General features: G+C 62.0%; 13 protein-coding genes. 11 read left to right on the forward strand and 2 right to left on the reverse strand.

What is annotated here, in order from left to right; all coding sequences use genetic code 11:
• Window positions 1-16 precede the first annotated feature (16 nt).
• Window positions 17-364 carry a winged helix-turn-helix domain-containing protein gene (locus DXC99_RS05165; protein ID WP_117629479.1) on the reverse strand — a complete coding sequence of 116 codons (348 nt, stop codon included), beginning with the start codon at window positions 362-364 and terminating at the stop codon, window positions 17-19.
• A 193-nt stretch (window positions 365-557) separates the two neighbouring features.
• Between DXC99_RS05165 and DXC99_RS05170 the strand changes: the two genes are divergently transcribed.
• Window positions 558-2,069 carry an IMP dehydrogenase gene (locus DXC99_RS05170; protein WP_117629480.1) on the forward strand — a complete coding sequence of 504 codons (1,512 nt, stop codon included), beginning with the start codon at window positions 558-560 and terminating at the stop codon, window positions 2,067-2,069.
• Window positions 2,070-2,327: 258 nt separating this feature from the next.
• Entirely contained in the window at window positions 2,328-4,904 is a 2,577-nt protein-coding gene (gene leuS, locus DXC99_RS05175) for a leucine--tRNA ligase (RefSeq protein ID WP_117629481.1), read from the forward strand.
• Window positions 4,905-5,008: 104 nt separating this feature from the next.
• Here the strand turns inward: leuS and DXC99_RS05180 are convergent, their stop codons facing one another.
• Window positions 5,009-5,581 carry a hypothetical protein gene (locus DXC99_RS05180; protein ID WP_117629482.1) on the reverse strand — a complete coding sequence of 191 codons (573 nt, stop codon included), beginning with the start codon at window positions 5,579-5,581 and terminating at the stop codon, window positions 5,009-5,011.
• A gap of 369 nt (window positions 5,582-5,950) precedes the next feature.
• On the opposite strand from DXC99_RS05180, the gene rimP reads away from it, so the two are divergent.
• The 9 genes from rimP to rpoD all read left to right on the forward strand — a co-directional run bounded on the left by rimP (window position 5,951) and on the right by rpoD (window position 17,471).
• Window positions 5,951-6,445: a ribosome maturation factor RimP gene (gene rimP / locus DXC99_RS05185; RefSeq protein ID WP_117629483.1), complete on the forward strand. Its 495-nt coding sequence runs from the start codon at window positions 5,951-5,953 to the stop codon at window positions 6,443-6,445.
• A gap of 1 nt (window position 6,446) precedes the next feature.
• The gene (gene nusA / locus DXC99_RS05190; protein WP_117629484.1) at window positions 6,447-7,694 is read left to right on the forward strand and encodes a transcription termination factor NusA; all 1,248 of its coding nucleotides are present in this window, start codon (window positions 6,447-6,449) and stop codon (window positions 7,692-7,694) included.
• A 91-nt stretch (window positions 7,695-7,785) separates the two neighbouring features.
• The gene (gene infB, locus DXC99_RS05195) at window positions 7,786-10,500 is read left to right on the forward strand and encodes a translation initiation factor IF-2 (RefSeq protein WP_117629485.1); all 2,715 of its coding nucleotides are present in this window, start codon (window positions 7,786-7,788) and stop codon (window positions 10,498-10,500) included.
• 11 nt (window positions 10,501-10,511) lie between these two features.
• A complete protein-coding gene (rbfA, locus tag DXC99_RS05200) occupies window positions 10,512-10,922 on the forward strand; it encodes a 30S ribosome-binding factor RbfA (RefSeq protein WP_117629486.1) in 411 nt (136 codons plus the stop codon).
• Window positions 10,915-11,958, forward strand: coding sequence for a bifunctional oligoribonuclease/PAP phosphatase NrnA (locus tag DXC99_RS05205; protein WP_117629487.1), 1,044 nt, complete (start codon window positions 10,915-10,917; stop codon window positions 11,956-11,958). The genes rbfA and DXC99_RS05205 overlap by 8 nt, the downstream gene beginning before the upstream one ends.
• A 15-nt stretch (window positions 11,959-11,973) precedes the next feature.
• Window positions 11,974-12,906 (forward strand): tRNA pseudouridine(55) synthase TruB, encoded by a 933-nt coding sequence (gene truB, locus DXC99_RS05210; RefSeq protein ID WP_117629488.1) that lies wholly within the window; start codon window positions 11,974-11,976, stop codon window positions 12,904-12,906.
• 50 nt (window positions 12,907-12,956) lie between these two features.
• Window positions 12,957-13,910 (forward strand): riboflavin biosynthesis protein RibF, encoded by a 954-nt coding sequence (gene ribF, locus DXC99_RS05215; protein WP_233505675.1) that lies wholly within the window; start codon window positions 12,957-12,959, stop codon window positions 13,908-13,910.
• Window positions 13,903-16,011, forward strand: a complete 2,109-nt coding sequence (gene dnaG, locus DXC99_RS05220) for a DNA primase (RefSeq protein ID WP_117629489.1) — start codon at window positions 13,903-13,905, stop codon at window positions 16,009-16,011. The genes ribF and dnaG overlap by 8 nt, the downstream gene beginning before the upstream one ends.
• A 110-nt stretch (window positions 16,012-16,121) precedes the next feature.
• Complete coding sequence (rpoD, locus tag DXC99_RS05225) at window positions 16,122-17,471, forward strand: RNA polymerase sigma factor RpoD (RefSeq protein WP_055286388.1); 1,350 nt, start codon at window positions 16,122-16,124, stop codon at window positions 17,469-17,471.
• Window positions 17,472-17,567: the final 96 nt, after the last annotated feature.

The raw sequence follows: 17,567 nt of genomic DNA on the forward strand, positions 1-17,567 counted from the left end.
AATCAGACCAAATAGACTACTCTGCATTGATGCTGGCGATGAGGTCGCTGGCTTTGGTGGCGATGACGTTGTTGATGTCGGTCTGCAGCTCCTCGTAGACCACTATGGCTCGCTCGCCGGCGGGGGTGAGCGTGGATCCGCGGGCGCCGTCGCGCTCGATGAGCTTACAGCCTAGCTGGCCTTCCGCTTCGTTTACAATACGCCACGCTTTGGAATAGGCCATGCCCATGCTCTTGGCGGCGCGGTTGAGCGAGTGCTCGCGGGCGATGCCCTGCAGCAGCAAGACACAACCGTGGCCGAACACGCCCGGCAGATCTTTGTCGCACGCTTGAATGACCAGCTTTGCCGTCGTCTTGTACTCCATGTGCTTCACGTCTTCCCGCTAAAGTGTTTGCTGGGCAAACGCAAAGCCTGCGTCAAACCCTCGTGTGCTCTTTCTAAACCATGCATTGTAGCAGTCAAAGTGCGTTAAGATACATCCCCAGTATTGGGCGCCCAAGGTTGGGCTGGGTCCTACGAGGCCTGCAGCCGACCGGTCGCATGGAAAAAGGAGAAACATGGCTACGTTCTTTCCCGGTGAGTCCCACACGTTTTCGGAGTATCTGCTGGTCCCTGGTTACTCGTCTTCGCAGTGCATCCCCAACAACGTCTCTCTTAAGACGCCGCTAACCCGCTTCAAGCGCGGTGAGAAGCCGGCAATCACCCTGAACATCCCCATGGTTTCCGCCATCATGCAGTCCGTCTCGGGCGTCGACATGGGTGTCGCGCTCGCTACCGAGGGTGGCCTGTCCTTCATTTACGGTTCTCAGACCCCCGAGTCCGAGGCTGCTATGGTCAAGGCCGTTAAGGATCACAAGGCTGGTTTCGTTCAGTCCGATTCCACGCTGACACCCGACATGACCATGGAGCAGGTCATCGAGCTCAAGGAGAAGACCGGCCACTCCACCATGCCGGTCACCGACGACGGCACTCCCAAGGGCAAGCTCCTGGGCATTGTCACCAGCCGTGACTATCGTCCCAGCCGCGATGACCACCAGAAGAAGGTCTCCGAGTTCATGACCCCGCGCGAGCAGCTCATCGTGGGCGACAAGAACATCAGCCTCAAGGTTGCCAACGACGTCATCTGGGACAACAAGCTCAACGCCCTGCCGATCGTCGACGACAACGATCACCTTATGGGCATCGTCTTCCGCAAGGACTACGACAGCCACAAGACCAACCCCAACGAGCTGCTCGATAACGACAAGCGCTATATGGTCGGCGCCGGTATCAATACCCGCGACTATGCCGAGCGCGTGCCGCTGCTCATCGAGGCCGGTGCCGATGTCCTGTGCATCGATTCTTCCGAGGGCTTCAGCGAGTGGCAGAAGCGCACCATCGAGTGGATCCGCGCCAACTACGGCGAGGACGTCAAGGTCGGTGCCGGTAACGTCGTCGACGCCGAGGGCTTCCGCTTCTTGGCCGACTGCGGGGCCGACTTCATCAAGGTCGGTATCGGCGGCGGTTCCATTTGCATCACCCGCGAGACCAAGGGCATCGGCCGTGGCCAGGCCACCGCGCTGATCGACGTCTGCCGCGCCCGTGACGAGTACTACGAGGAGACCGGTGTCTACGTGCCCGTGTGCTCCGACGGCGGCATCGTCTACGACTACCACATGACGCTCGCCCTTGCCATGGGCGCCGACTTTATGATGCTGGGCCGCTACTTCGCCCGCTTTGACGAGAGCCCGACTGAGCGCGTCAACGTCAACGGTCAGTACATGAAGGAGTACTGGGGCGAGGGTTCTGCGCGTGCCCGCAACTGGCAGCGCTACGACCTGGGCGGCGCCGCGAAGCTCAGCTTCGTCGAGGGCGTCGACTCCTACGTTCCCTACGCCGGCTCCCTCAAGGACGGCGTGGGCGGTACGCTCTACAAGGTCAAGTCCACGATGTGTAACTGCGGCGCCCTCTCGATCCCTGAGCTTCAGCAAAAGGCACGCTTGACCTTGGTCTCCTCGACCTCGATCGTCGAAGGCGGAGCCCACGACGTCGTAGTCAAGGACTCCCAACAGAGCGTAACGTATCGATAAGATAAGACCTGCACATAAAGGTTGAGCCTCAACCACGTTATTTAGATAAAGCGAGATGCCTGCAAGTCGCAGGCATCTCGCTTGTCGTATTTGCTATTATCAGTCGAGTCAACCTTAGGGTCGGGCGGCTTAGCTTTGTTCGCTACAAGTTCCGCACGCAAAGAAGAGCACTAAATGTGCTCTTCGTCTTGCGCAGGACTGTTCGCAGTAGCGAATAAAGCTAAGCCGACCGACCCCAGCAAGATTAAAGGAGCTGATATGTGCGATTGCACAGATCATAAGGATGAGATCCCTGCCTACGACGCGCAGGCCATTGAGTCCCGGTGGATGAAGGCGTGGGACGACGAGAACCTCTTTGCCGTCGACACCGACGCCACCAAGCCCAAGAAGTATGTGCTCGAGATGTTCCCGTATCCGTCGGGCGACCTACACATGGGCCACGCGCGCAACTATACCATCGGCGATGCCATGGCCCGTCAGGCCCGCATGCGCGGCTTTGACGTGCTGCACCCCATCGGCTTTGACGCCTTTGGCCTGCCCGCCGAGAACGCCGCCATCAAGCACAACACGCAGGCTGCCGCCTGGACGTATAAGAACATGGACCAGGCGCTCGCCACGATGAGGCGCATGGGCTTCTCCTACGACCTGGATCGCACCGTTAAGACCTGCAGCCCCGACTACTATCGCTGGGGTCAGTGGATCTTTGAGAAGATGTGGGAAAAGGGCCTGGTCTATCGTAAGAAGAATCCGGTTAACTGGTGCCCCACCTGCAAGACCGTTTTGGCTAACGAGCAGGTGACCGAGGGCAAGTGCTGGCGCTGCGGCACCGAGCCCGAGAAGCGCGATCTTGAGCAGTGGTACTACAAGATTACCGAGTACTCCCAGGAGTTGCTCGACGACCTGGAGAAGCTCCCTGGCTGGCCCGAGCGCGTCAAGCAGATGCAGGCCAACTGGATCGGCCGCTCCGAGGGTGCCGAGGTCGACTTTACCCTGTGCGACGCCGATGGCGAGCCCATCGAGGGCGACGAGGGCAAGATCACCGTCTTCACCACGCGCGCCGACACGCTCTTTGGCGTCTCCTTCTTTGTCCTGGCTCCCGAGTACGCCCGTCTGCACGAGCTCGTCGAGGGCACGGAGTACGAGGCGGCCGTCACCAAGATCGTTGAGGACTCTAAGCACATTTCTGCCGTCGAGCGTGCCCAGGGCACTCTCGAGAAGCACGGTGCCTTTACCGGCCGCTACGTGGTGAACCCCGTTAACGGCGAAAAGGTCCCCGTGTGGGTTGCCGACTACGTCGTGGCCGACTACGGCACCGGCGCCGTCATGGCCGTTCCCTGCGGCGACCAGCGCGACTTTGAGTTTGCCCGCAAGTATGATCTGCCGATCGTGCCGATCATCCTGGACGATGACGACCGCGCAGCCGTCGAGGCAAGCGGCGAGACCATCGATACCTTCCATGCCGAGACCGTCGACTGGGATTGCGCCCATGCTGCCGAGGGCACGCTCGTCCAGTCCGGCAAGTACACCGGTATGCGCGGCGGCAAGCACTCCGAGGGCGAGTCTGCCATCGTGGCCGACCTCGAGGCCATGGGCTGCGGTCGTCGTAAGGTCGAGTTCCGTCTGCGCGACTGGCTCATCAGCCGCCAGCGCTATTGGGGTAACCCCATCCCGGCCATCCACTGCGAGCACTGCGGCATCGTGCCCGTGCCCGAGGACCAGCTGCCGGTGACGCTGCCCGAGAACCTTGACCTGGGCGCCGGCGAGACCCTTGCCGAGTGCAAGGAGTTCTACGAGACCACCTGCCCGGTCTGCGGCCGCCCGGCCAAGCGCGAGACCGATACCATGGACACCTTTACCTGCTCCAGTTGGTATTACCTGCGCTATACCGACCCGCACAACACTGAGCTGCCCTTCTCCCGCGAAGCCGCCGACCGTTGGATGCCCGTCGATAACTACATCGGCGGCATCGAGCACGCCATCCTGCACCTGCTCTACAGCCGCTTCTTTACCAAGGCGCTGCGCGACCTGGGCCTGCTGAGCGTGGACGAGCCCTTCACCAACCTGCTGTGCCAGGGCATGGTTAAGGACGAGAACGGCGACACCATGTCCAAGTCCAAGGGCAATGTCGTGCCCCCGAGCTCGGTTATCGAGCCCTACGGTGCCGACACCATGCGTCTGGCGATCCTGTTTATCGCCCCGCCCGAGAAGGACTTCGACTGGGATCCCAAGGCCGTTGAGGGCGCCAACCGCTTCATCAAGCGCGCCTGGCGTATCGTTTGGCAGCTCGTCCAGTCCGGCGACGCCAACGTGGCCTTCGACAAGTCCGCGCTCGACGAGGTTGCGATGAAGCTCTATCGCGAGCGTCACCGCACCATCGCCAAGTGCACCGAGGACTTCGACCGCGGCCAGTTCAACACCGCCATCTCGGCCGTCATGGAGCTCGTTAACGCGGCGAGCGCCTACCTCAACGCCACTGAGGGCACTGACCGCGACAAGGCGCTGTGCTACGGCGTGGCCAAGGATATCGTGAGCGTCCTTGCCCCCATCTGCCCGTTCTGGGCCGACGAGCTGTGGCACGAGGCTCTCGGCTGCGAGGGCAACGCCTACACCGCCGCCTGGCCCGAGTTCGACCTGGCCGAGTCCATCGAGGACACGGTGCAGATCGTCGTCCAGGTGCTCGGCAAGGTCCGCGGCCGCATTGACGTGGCCCGCGATGCCTCCAACGAGGAGATGCAGGCTGCCGCCGAGGCCGCCGTCGCCAAGTGGCTCGAGGGCAAGACGATCGTCAAGGCCATCTGCGTGCCCGGCAAGCTGGTCAACCTGGTGGTCAAGTAAGCGCTGCGCGCTTAACTGACGCATAAAAGACGAGGGACGATCCGGTTGGGTCGTCCCTCGTTTTGTGTTGTCTGCCCTGCTTAGTCAGTGCGTCGCACCGTCTTCTACGGGATGTGTACCAGGTCCCTAAAGTAAACGTTGCCCGTTGCCTCTTCGAACATCCAAATGTTGAGGTAGATGTCGTTGAGGTCGTTGTTCACATCAAAGTCCGGGTCGTCGAAGGTGCCTACAAAGGTGAGCTTGGCGCGCGTTTCCTCGCCCGCTGCGACCAGCTGGCGCATGCGCACATCGCGGACCACGCCGTTGACGTAGGCATAGGAGTCCACATCGCCAAACATCATGTCGACATCGGTGTTGTTTGTCACCGCAAAGATCAACACGGCGTCGCCGTAGCCATCCGTGTCCTTGCCCACGCAGGTAACATGGACGTTCTCGTCTGCCTCAAGGTCGATGGGGAACTGTTCTTGGGAATCGGGACCCAGGCCCTGGGGATCGACGATGTCTTCGTTAATTTTGTCGAAGCTCTCCGATGGCGTCGTTTTCTCGATGGCTTTGGTGCTGCCAGGGTTCGGTTCGCATGTTCCGGTTTTGCCATTCGTGTTGCCGCAGCCTAAGAGGGCCAACGAGCACGTTGCGATGGCGAGCGCAGTCATGCAGAGGGTGCCTAGGCGATTCATGGGTGCCTCCTTGCCGTAGAGGATTTGGAAAGGTTCGTCGTTGTGCGACTTGCTGGCTGGCTTGTTGCAGAATGCCCCTTAGCGTAAGTCTGATCGAAAGGGGCTCGGGGAGGAATGCCCTTGGGGTCCGAACGGGCCTGTGGAATGGGACGCATGGCCCGTTTTGGGGCTGTTGAGGGTGCGCCGCTTGGGGTTCTTCGACCAATTGTCCTATTCTTGTGGAGAAGCTGTGCGCACGCTGACCTGCAGATTCGTACTGTGCTTGCGCGTTTCCGCAGCTATTGGTATAGTTTGCTTGCAAATGAAGTTGTAATTGAAAGAAGTGGGGTTTCGGCCCCGCTTCTTTTTTGTATGGATGGAGGTGCCGCAATGGTCAAGACCAAGACCGAGCAGGCGATCATCGACGCGCTCGAGGCCGTCGCTCCCCAGCACGATGTCGACATCGTCGACGTCGAGCTCGTGGGCGCCACCAAGGCCCCCTGCGTGCGCGTGCGTATCGAGGGTGCCGAGGGTCAGAGCCTGTCTCTCAACGACGTCACGGCTAACACCAAGTGGGTCGGCGATGTGATTGAGGAGCTCGACCCTATCTCTTCGAGCTATACGCTTGAGGTGTCGAGCCCGGGCATGGCGCGCCCGCTGCGCCGCCCGTGCGACTTTGCCCGCTTTGTGGGCGAGAACTGTGAGCTCACCTCCACCGCCACTGAGGGCCGTCGTAAGTACGCCGGCAAGATTGCCGCTGCGACCGAGACCGACGTGACCCTCGAGCTCGAGGACGGCGAGTCCGTCACCCTCGATTTCTCTGATGTTAAAAAGTGCAAGTTGAAGCCCACCTACGACTTCAAGCCCGCGAAGGAAGGAAAGTAAGATGGCAGCATCCGACATGATGTCCGCCCTGATGGAGCTTTGCCAGGAGAAGCACATCGACCAGCTCTACCTGATCGACCGCCTGGAGCAGTCGCTCGCCAAGAGCTATGCCGAGATCCTGCATCTTGAGTGGGGCGCCAAGGTGACCATCGACCGCACCACCGGCAAGATCTACGTCTACCGCCTGGAGCCGATCGACGATTCCATGGACGAGGAGGGCAACTTCACCGAGTTCGAGGAGATCGACGTCACCCCCAAGAACACGAGCCGCATCGCCGCCCAGCACGCCAAGGCCGAGATCAACGCCATCGTGCGCAACTCCGCCCGCGAGCAGATCTACGAGGAGTTCTCCGGCCGCATCGGTGACCTCATCAGCGGCACCGTGCTGCAGTCCACGCCCGACTTCACGATCGTCAAGATCCGCGAGGGCGTCGAGGCCGAGCTGCCGCACTTCGACCAGCGCCGTTACGAGAACGAGCGCAACGAGCGCCCGATGGGCGAGCGCTACCTGCACAACCAGCACATCAAGGCCGTGATCATCGACGTACGCGACCCCAACTCCAACCTGCAACCGGTTCGCGGCGAGCACAGCCGTCCGCCGATTGTCATCTCCCGCACCCACCCCGAGCTCATGCGTCGTCTGTTTGAGCAGGAGGTGCCCGAGATCTATGAGGGCACCGTCCAGATCAAGTCGATCGCCCGCGAGCCCGGCCAGCGTTCCAAGGTAGCCGTCCACTCGCTCGACGACCGTCTGGATCCCGTGGGCGCCTGCGTCGGCCCCAAGGGCAGCCGTGTTCGCGCTGTCGTGGGCGAGCTCCGTGGCGAGCGCGTCGACGTCATCCTGTGGGATGCCGATCCTGCCGTCTACGTCGCCAACGCCCTGTCGCCTGCCAAGGTCACCCGCGTCCTCATCGACGAGGAGAAGGCCTACGCCGGCGTCATCGTGCCCGACGACCAGCTGTCCCTCGCCATCGGCAAGGAGGGCCAGAACGCCCGCCTCGCCGCGCGCCTGACCGGCTGGCACATCGACATCAAGTCCGAGACGCTTGCCGCCGACATCCTCAAGAACGTTCCCGTTCACGAGGAGCCCGCCGCCGACCTGATCGGTGACGAGGAGGACGAGGACGTCCGCCGCTGCGAGTACGTGTCCGAGGACGGCGTCCAGTGCCGCAACCAGGCTCGTCCCGGCTCCCGTTTCTGCGGTGTCCACGACACCGACGCCTTCGATGATGCGGAGGACCTGATCTAGCGCGCGGTCGCGCCGGGCGGGTCCCGGCGCGTCTCCCACGCTCGTTCAGTCTCTAGGCACCCAAGGTGCCAGAAAGGGTAGGTGAAGTCATATGGCAAAAGTCCGTGTGTCCACCCTGGCCAAAGAGTTCGGCATGACCTCCAAGGAACTGATGGGTCATCTCGCCGAAATGAAGATTCCCGCTAAGTCCGCGTCCTCCACTTTGGAGGACGCCTATGTCGCCATGGTCCGCAAGCAGCTCGCCTCGGTGATCGAGGCCCGCGCTCAGGAAGTCGAGGCCGCCAAGCAGGCCGAGGAGCAGGCAGCTGCCGCCGAGGAGGCCGCTCGCGCCGCCGAGGCCGAGCGCGAGCGCATCGCCGCCGAGAAGGCACGCGAGGAGGAACGCCGCCAGTTTGCCGCAGCCCAGGCTGCCGAGGAGGCTGCCCGCGCCGAGGCCGAGGCCAAGAAGAAGGCCGAGCAGGAGCGCCTTGCCCGCGAGAAGGAGGAGGCTGCCCGCGAGGCCCAGCGCCGCGCCGTTCCCGCTTCCGACTCCGGTTCGCGCTTCCGTTCGCTGCTCGACCAGATCGCCGCACAGGAGACCGTGCTCAAGGAGAAGAAGGACGCCGAGGACAAGGCCAAGGCCGAGCGCGCCGCCGAGCGCGGTAACCGTCGTGGCGGCAACAATGATCGCCGCGGTGGCCGCCGTAACGATCGTAACGCCTCCGACAACAACTCCGAGCGCAACGCCTCCGAGAGCCGTCCGCACAGCCATCGCACCAACGCCAGCAACAACGTCGCTGCTGGCATGGACTTCCCCAACCCTGATAAGCAGGGCAAGGGCAAGAAGCGCAAGGGCGGTCACAACAACGAAGAGGACCACTACAGCCGTATGGCTCGCGAGGCCGAGGAGTACAGCCGCGAGAAGGTGCTCGAGGAGGCTCGTGCCGCCGTCGAGGAGGCCTCTCGCGAGTCCACCGGTCGCCGCAAGAAGCGCAAGGAGAAGCGCGAGCGCGAGGCTGCCAAGGCTCAGGAGGAGCGCAAGATAGAGGAAGCGCTGGCCCAGGGCGTGAACCCCGAGGAGCTCGACGCCATCAAGGTTTCCCAGGGCGTTACCGTCCAGGAGCTCGCCGAGGCGCTCGACGTTCCGGCCAACGACATCATCAAGCGCCTGTTCCTACTGGGTACGCCGCTCACCATGACGCAGTCCATGTCCGATGACCTCGTCGAGCTCGTTGCCGACGACCTGGGTCGTCAGATCAAGATCATCACCCCCGAGGAGGAGAACACCTTCTCGTTCTACGACGATCCCGCCGACCTTAAGCCGCGCGCCCCGGTCGTCACCGTCATGGGCCACGTCGACCACGGCAAGACGAGCCTCCTCGACGCCATCCGTCACACCGGTGTCGCTGCCGGCGAGGCGGGCGGCATCACGCAGGCCATCGGTGCTTCGCAGGTCATGATTAATGACCGCAAGATCACCTTCATCGATACCCCGGGTCATGCCACCTTTACGGCTATGCGTGCCCGTGGTGCCAAGGTGACCGACATCGTTATTCTGATCGTGGCTGCCGACGACGGCGTCATGCCCCAGACGGTCGAGTCGATCAACCACGCCAAGGCCGCCGGCGTACCCATCGTCGTCGCCGTCAACAAGATCGATAAGCCGGGTGCCAACCCCGACCGCGTGCGCCAGGAGCTCACCGAGTACGGTGTCATCCCCGAGGAGTGGGGCGGACAGAACATGTTCGTCAACATCTCGGCCAAGCAGAAGATCGGTATCGACGACCTTCTGGAGACCGTGCTGCTCCAGGCAGACGTGCTCGAGCTCAAGGCCAACCCGGACACCTTTGCCTCCGGCAACGTCCTCGAGGCCAAGCTCGACAAGGGCCGCGGCTCGGTCGCTACCGTGCTCGTGACCCGCGGTACCTTGCACGTGGGCGATACGCTGGTCGCCGGCCTTACCTACGGCCGCGTCCGTGCTATGCTCGACCCCAAGGGTCGCGCCGTCACCGAGGCCGGTCCCTCCGACGCCGTCGAGATCCTGGGCCTGCAGTCCGTGCCCAACGCCGGTGACGAGTTCCGCGTGTTCGAGGACGAGCGTGAGGCTCGCGCGCTTGCTGACGAGCGTTCGCTCAAGGCCCGTATCGAGGAGCAGAGCCGCGTCAAGCACGTCACGCTCGAGAACCTCTTCGAGACCATTGCCGACGCCGAGGTCAAGGAGCTCAACCTGATCATCAAGGCCGACGTCCAGGGTTCCATCGAGGCCCTTCAGGACTCGCTCGACAAGATGGATCAGTCCGAGGTTCGCATCAACACGATCCACTCCGCCGTTGGTGCCATCAACGAGACCGACGTCGTCCTGGCCGACGCCTCCAACGCCATCATCATCGGCTTTGGCGTCCGCCCCGACGGTAAGGCACGTTCCGCCGCCGAGCGCGAGGGCGTCGAGATCCGTTGCTACGACGTTATCTACAAGTGCCTCGAGGAACTTGACGCTGCCCGTATCGGCATGCTTAAGCCCACCGAGGTCGAGGTCTCCACGGGTACCGCGACCGTCCTGGACACCTTCAAGGTGCCCAAAGTCGGTATCGCCGCCGGTGTCCGTGTCGAAGAGGGCGAGATCGCCGCGACCGATTCCGTGCGTCTGGTGCGCGACGGCATCGTGGTCTTCAACGGCAAGATCGCCTCGATGCGTCACTACAAGGACGAAGCCAAGAGCCTCAAGAGCGGTTCCGAGGGCGGCATTGGCCTGGAGAACTTCCAGGACATCAAGCCCGGCGACCAGATCGAGGGTTACCGCATCGACCAGGTTGCCCGTACCGAGTAGGGGGTAGCGCTATGAAGCAAACGCAGGCAACCCGCCGTCTGGGCGAGCAGCTTCGCGAGAAGCTCGGTTATATCCTGCTCTTTGAGGTTTCCGATCCGCGTCTCGACCTGGTTACTTTGACCGCGGTCGAGGTCGCGGTGGACCGTTCGTTCGCGCGTGTGTTCGTGTCGTGCGATGCGAGCCGCTACGACGAGGTCATGGAGGCGCTCGCAAGCGCTAAGGGCCGTATTCGCAGTCTGTTGGCTCGCTCGCTCGATTGGCGTGTTACGCCCGAGCTCGATTTTCGCATCGATCGCTCGACCGATGAGGCCGAGCGCATCACGCGTGCGCTGGAAAACGTTCCCGCCACGCTTGCGATCGAAAAGGACGAGGACGGCTATCCGATAGCGGATGCCGCCCAGGAGGCAGCTTTAGATGACTAATTCCGCCGACCTCGCCTCGTGCGAGTCTGCAGATATTCAGCGACGCATCCTCGAGCTCATCGAGGGTGCGTCCTCCATTGCGATTTCGGGACACACTTCTCCCGATGGCGACGCCCTGGGCTCCGTGTTGGGTCTGGGCCTTTCGCTCATGAAGTTTTTTCCCAACAAGGACATTGCGCTGCTGTTGGCAGACGATGACCCGGTTCCGCGTATCTACCGCTTTATGGAAGGCTCCGATCGCCTGGTGCCGGCATCTGCGTACACTGGCAATCCTGACCTGTTCATCTCGGTGGACGTACCGGTCGTAGAGCGCCTGAACAACTCCGCCGAGGTGCTTCGTCGCTCCAAGCATGTGGTGTGCTTCGATCACCATCCGGCGCGCGAGGAGTTTGCCGAGCTCAGCCTGAGGCGCGTCGAAGCTGCAGCCTGCGCCATGATCATCGACCGCTTCTTGGACAATTGCGGCATTGTCGCACGTGATGGCGTTGCGACCTGCCTGCTGTGTGGCTTGGTTACCGATACCGGCCGTTTTCAGTATCAAAATGCCGATGCCGCCGCGTTCCATGCAGCCTCGCGTCTGGTTGCCCACGGTGCCGATCCGGCGCGTGTGGCACTCGAGGTTTACCAGAGCATGCGCGTTGAGTTTTTGCACCTCAAGTCCATCGTTATGGGCCGCATCAAGACGGTGGCCCACGGGCGCGTCGCGTATAGCTACGCGTACCAGAGTGACCTTGAGGCCTGCGGTGTCACCTCGGATGAGTGCGACGGCCTGGTCGATGTGGTTCGCTCGGTGATGGGCGTCGAAGTCTGCCTGTTCCTGAAGGGCATTGAGGGCGATAGCAAGGTGCGCGGCAACCTGCGCTCCAAGGGCGACCTCAACGTGTCCGAGATCGCTGCTGCTTTTGGCGGAGGCGGACATCCCGCTGCCGCCGGTTTCTCCAACAACGGAACGATTCTCGAGACGCTCACCGTGGCACTTCCCATGCTGGCCGAACTGGTAGGGGAGGATCCCGCTTCGGTGACCGTCGAGCTTTAACTTTTTGGATGGTACATGGCTCGTCGTACGCCTTCTCAACTGAATATGCTGCTCGCCGTCGATAAGCCGGTGGGCTGCACGTCCCACGATGTGGTCTCGCAATGTCGGCGCGCCCTCCATGAGCGTCGCGTCGGCCATGCCGGCACGCTCGACCCCATGGCATCGGGTGTCATGGTGGTGGGTGTTGGCCAGGCTACTCGTTTGCTGGGCATGCTAACCCTCGATACCAAAAGCTATGTCGCCGACATCTCGTTTGGCGCCGAGACCAATACCGATGATGCGGAGGGCGAGGCGGTCCGCACGGTGGCTGTTGCCAACGAGCTCCGCGATCCTGCCTATGCCCGTGAGCGCTTGGCCGCTTTGCTGGGTCCGCAGATGCAGGTGCCGCCGGCGTTTTCGGCTATCTCGGTCAATGGCGTTCGCGCCTACAAGTCTGCTCGCGAGGGCAATGCGGTGGACCTACCTCCGCGCCCCGTCGAGGTCTATGCCGCCGACCTGATCGCCGTGGGAGGCGAAGGTGATACGTGTGTGTGGACCGTGGCGTTCTCAGTGAGCAAGGGTACCTATATCCGTGCGCTCGCTCGCGATTTGGGCCGCGCCTGCGAGAGCGCCGCGCACATTTCCGCGCTGCGCCGCACGGCCTCCGGTGTTGTTTCCATTGGCGCTTGTCATGCGGTCGAGGAGTTTTCTCCCGAGTCCGCGGCTGGCTTTGCCCTGGATCCCATTGCGGCCCTGGGCGCCACGCGTGTTGACTTGCCGGGCAATCTTGCCGACGATCTGCTCTGCGGTCGACGCATTCCCGTTGAGCGTGCGCTTGCCGATTTCGATACCTCGAAGTCGCCTTTTGCGTTGGTGCTCGATGGGGGACTCAAGGCGCTCGCCCGCATCGAGGGTGGCCGCTTTGTCATGGAGCACGTGTTTCCGCAGGCAATCGGCGGTGTTCGATGATGTTGTCCGCTCACGAGCTCGCGCGTATTTTTTTCGCGGGCGAGTCGGACGTGGCTCACATCGTTACTGCCGATGCGTTTGATAAGTGTGAGCACCTGGGTGCCGCATCGATTGCCATCGGCGTGTTCGACGGCGTTCACCGTGGACACCAGGAGCTCATTGCGGCGCTTGTTAGCGATGCGCGCGCCCATGATTGCAAGGCGGTCGTGGTCACTTTCGATCCCGATCCGGACGTTGTGGTGAGTCCTTCGCCCGCTCAAAAATTGATGACGACGGCCGACCGTCTACATGCCTTGGCTCAGACCGGGGTCGATGCGGTGGTGGCCGTTCCCTTTACGCCTGAGGTTGCGGCACTCGACCATGTTGCTTTTCTCTCGCTGGTGTCGCGTCTGGTCGACATTCGTTCGATTCGCGTTGGCAGCGACTTTAGGCTGGGTCGTGGCGGTGCTTCTGGTGTTGCCGAGATGCGCTCTTGGGGTTCCGAGCGCGGCGTTGACGTGTATGGTCACGACCTGCTTTGCGAGGGCGGTGAGGCCATTTGCGCCACCCGCATCCGTCATGAGCTGGGACAGGGCCATGTGGAGCTGGCTGCTGAGTTGCTCGGCCGCCCGTATATGCTGCGCGGCGGTGTTATTCGCGGCCGTCACGAGGGCTCTGGCATGGGCTTTCCCACGGCAAACCTGCAGGTTTCCGACGGCATTCAGGTGCCTGCCGATGGCGTGTATGAGGGCCTGGTGCTCGTCGATGACACCGTATGGCCTGCTGCCGTTAACGTCGGCCTGCCGCCGACGTATGCCGACGATGCCGCTTCATCGCATCTCGAGGCTAACTTAATTGGTTATACGGGCGACCTGTACGGCGCTTCCGTTTCGCTGGCGTTTACGCGCTGGCTGCGTCCCTCGCGTGTGTTCGAATCGCTGGATGAGTTGATCTCGACCGTCGAGGGTAATATCGAGGATATTCGTCACAACTTGGGCGAGCAGGGGGTGAGTATCCGTGATTAGCGATGAGGAAAAAGACCAGGTACGCGCTGCGTCCGACTTAGTTGCCATCGTGCAGGAAACGGTTGAGCTCAAGCCCCGCGGCCATGAGTTTTGGGGTTGCTGCCCCTTCCATGGCGAAAAGACGCCTTCTTTCCACATTATCCCCGCTACGCAGGTCTGGCACTGCTTTGGCTGCGGCGAAGGCGGCGACGTCTTCACCTATATCATGAAGCGCGAAAACCTGAGCTTTCCCGAGTCAATCCGCTATTTGGCCGATCGTGCGGGTATTGAGCTGCATGACACCGGAGATCGTCGCGAGCGCGGTACCAAGCGTGCCCGCATCTACGATCTGTGTGCCGAGACCGCCCAGTTCTACCACACCATGCTTATGCGCGGTAAGGACGGCCGTCCACGCGAGTACTTTGCCAGCCGTGGTATGGGTGGCGACGTCTGCCGCCGCTACTGCCTGGGCTTTGCACCGGGCCGCAACGCGCTGGTGTCGCACCTGTCCCAGGCGGGTTTTACCCCGCAGGAGATGATCGACGCCAACGTTGCCGTGAGCCGCGGGCGCGGGCAGCTTGCCGACCGCTTCTACGACCGCGTGATGTTTCCCATCTTTGACGAGCAGGGTCACAACATTGCCTTTGGCGGGCGCATCATGGGTGACGGCCAACCCAAGTACCTCAACACCGCCGAGACGAGCGTGTTCCATAAAAAGCGAAACCTCTATGGCTTTAACTGGGCCAAGGAGTTTATCGTCGCGCAGGATACGGCCATCGTGGTGGAGGGCTATACCGATTGTATCGCCTGCTGGGAGGCGGGGATCAAAAACGTTGTCGCCACGCTGGGCACCGCGCTCACGGAGCATCACGTCAAGACGCTCACCCGCTTTGCCAAGCGTATCGTGTATATGTTCGATGGCGATGCCGCGGGCCAGAAGGCCGCCCGTCGCGCGATTCAATTTATCGAGCAGGATTCGATGGACCTGCGCTGCGTGGTGCTGCCCGACGGCAACGACCCCATGGAGTTCATCACAGCGCATGGTGGACAGGAGCTTCAGGCGCGCATCGACGCTGCCGAGCCGCTCATGGACTTTGTCTACCGTTCGCTGCAGGAGTCGAGTGACATCACCACGCCGGGCGGTCGTGCCAAGGCGCTGGAAGATGCGCTGACGCTTATCTATCCGCTGCGCGATAGCTACATGATCGACACATACTTTATCCAGATTGCCGATCTGCTGGGTTTGGATCTGGAGACGGTTCGCGCGAGTTCGGGTCGCGTGTTTCGCGATGTCGCCAAGCGCGAAGATGCGGAACGACGTCGTGAGCAGAACTATGAACGCCAGCGGGCGCAAGCCGAGCGCTCTGGTAGCGCGGGCGGTCGGACGTCTGGTTCGCAGGGGGCATCTCGCGGTGCTTGGGCATCGGGCGCGACGCCGCCGGTGTCCGCGCCGGTCGAAGAAGAGCCGTATGACTACGTCCCGCTCGATGCCTACGGTGCCGCGCCCGTGGAGGTCGTCGACGACCTGCCGCCGATCGATGTGCCTGATGGTATGGGTGCTGTGCCTGTGACTGATGGTTCGGGCGCTCCGGCTGCGGCGGCGCCGATGGTTCTTACTGATCTTGAGCGCAAGTCCTTGGCAGGGGAGCGCGAGCTGTTGACGATGCTCACGAGCTACCCCGACCTGTTCCGCACGTATGCCGACCGCATCTGCTCTATCGAGTGGGTTGACCCACGTCACGAGTCCATCGCATGGGCCGTTCTGGCAACGCCGCCGGGAACCGATCCTGCAGCCTGCATGGATGCGGCGCGCTCGGTCTGTCCCGAGGCGGCAACGCTTGTGAGTGCCGGGCGCATCTCCGCGACGAGCAAGCACCCCACCGAGACGAACATCGTGTTCATGCTCGATACGCTCGAGCTCTACACCATCAAGCGCCGCATGCGTGCCGCACAGGCCAAGCTGCGCCAGGACCGTTCGCTCGATGATGGGGCCCGTCGCGCGCTGACCGTGCAGGCCGCGCAGGATTCGCAGCGTCAACGCGAGCTGCAAAAGTCTATCGGCGGCGTGGCGGACCCGTTCCGTTTGATCGGTCTGGAGGCCGCAGGCACCGAACAGGCCTAGATGTTGTGGTCAACCAGCGTATTCTCGCCTATATCCAGTCCTCTTTTTGGGTATAGACGCCTATGTGTGTGCTAAAGTATTGAGTCCTGTGGACTATGAAGGGAGAATCTGTGCCAAAAAAGACAGAGAGCACGGGTACTGGGCTGGAATCCTACGTTGCAAAGCTCATGGGCAACGGCTCAAACAGGACTTCGGTAACCGAGGACGAGATTCAGGTCGCCCTGAAGGATATCGATGTTTCTGACGAGCAGCTCACCGCGGTGTATTCCGCGCTGCGCAACAGCGGCATCCAGATTATCTCCGCGAGCGGTAACGACGACGCGCCCATGGACGTCGACGATGACGATAACGATACCGATACCGACGATTTCGATGATGACGACGAGCACGATTCCGGCTCGCTCGACGATCACGAGCTCAAGATGGCCCGTCAGGCCGATGCCGAGATGGGTTCTTCCAAGAGCAAGAAGAAGCGCACCGTGCGCACGTCCCGTTCACGCTCCCGCGTGCGTGGCATCGATGCCTCCACGGTGATGCTGACCGGCGATCCGGTTCGTATGTACCTCAAAGAGATCGGCAAGGTCGACCTGCTGACCGCTTCCGAAGAGGTCGATCTGGCTATGAAGATCGAGGCCGGTCTTGAGGCCACCGAGAAGCTCGAGGCTGCCGATGCCGGTGAGCTCGAGCTCACGCGTGCCGAGATGCGTCGTCTTACGCGCATTGAGAACGTCGGCCTCGAAGCTAAGCAGGCACTCATCAGCGCAAACCTGCGTCTGGTCGTCTCCATCGCCAAGCGCTATGTCGGCCGCGGCATGCTGTTCCTTGACCTGATCCAGGAGGGCAACCTCGGTCTGATTCGCGCCGTCGAGAAGTTCGACTACCAGAAGGGCTTCAAGTTCTCCACGTACGCCACGTGGTGGATCCGTCAGGCCATTACGCGCGCTATCGCCGACCAGGCCCGTACCATCCGTATTCCCGTGCATATGGTCGAGACTATCAACAAGCTCGTCCGCGTGCAGCGCCAGCTCCTTCAGGACCTGGGTCGCGACCCGACCCCCGAGGAGATCGGTGCCGAGATGGACATGAGCGCCGACCGCGTCCGCGAGATCCAGAAGATCTCGCAGGAGCCCGTGTCGCTCGAGACCCCCATCGGCGAGGAAGAGGATTCCCAGCTGGGCGACTTCATCGAGGACTCCCAGGCAATCGTTCCGCCCGATGCCGCCAGCTTCTCCATGCTGCAGGAGCAGCTCACTCAGGTGCTCGACTCGCTTGCCGATCGTGAGCGCAAGGTTATCGAGCTGCGCTTTGGCCTTGTCGACGGACATCCCCGTACGCTCGAGGAAGTCGGCCGCGAGTTTGGCGTCACGCGCGAGCGTATCCGCCAGATCGAGTCCAAGACCTTGGCCAAGCTCCGCCACCCCAGCCGTTCGAGCAAGCTGAAGGACTATATCGAAAGCTAGTCAAGCAAGAAGCGCCCTCAAGCACATCCGCCTGGGGGGCGCTTTCATGTAGTCATTGGGTGTTCCTATAGTTTTGTCAACCGTCGGGGCTACTCC

It is taken from the genome of Collinsella sp. TF10-11AT (genome assembly GCF_003437565.1).
Classification (GTDB): Bacteria; Actinomycetota; Coriobacteriia; order Coriobacteriales; family Coriobacteriaceae; genus Collinsella.